2 tRNA genes are annotated in these 260 nt (G+C 59.2%); both read right to left on the bottom strand.

The features are described from left to right. Positions 1 to 77, bottom strand: a tRNA-Asp gene (locus AACV02_RS25420). A gap of 105 nt (positions 78 to 182) precedes the next feature. Continuing rightward, positions 183 to 259: transfer RNA gene (locus AACV02_RS25415), tRNA-Asp, on the bottom strand. Position 260 lies beyond the last annotated feature (1 nt).

The raw sequence follows: 260 nt of genomic DNA, 5'->3' as shown, positions 1-260 counted from the left end.
TGGCGCAGCGGACGGGACTCGAACCCGCGACCCCCGGCGTGACAGGCCGGTATTCTAACCGACTGAACTACCGCTGCGTATCGCTTGACCGGCTGAGCGTAAACCCTCAACCGTCTTTAAACATCTGATCGATCAGCCTTAGCTGTTCAATCTCAAGCTCGACATGTCGAACCTGGAAAATATGGCGCAGCGGACGGGACTCGAACCCGCGACCCCCGGCGTGACAGGCCGGTATTCTAACCGACTGAACTACCGCTGCG

Source organism: Pseudomonas sp. Larv2_ips (genome assembly GCF_963879675.1).
Classification (GTDB): domain Bacteria; phylum Pseudomonadota; class Gammaproteobacteria; order Pseudomonadales; family Pseudomonadaceae; genus Aquipseudomonas.
Note: the sequence above shows the minus strand (reverse complement) of the source record. Positions and strands in the feature narration are given on the sequence as shown.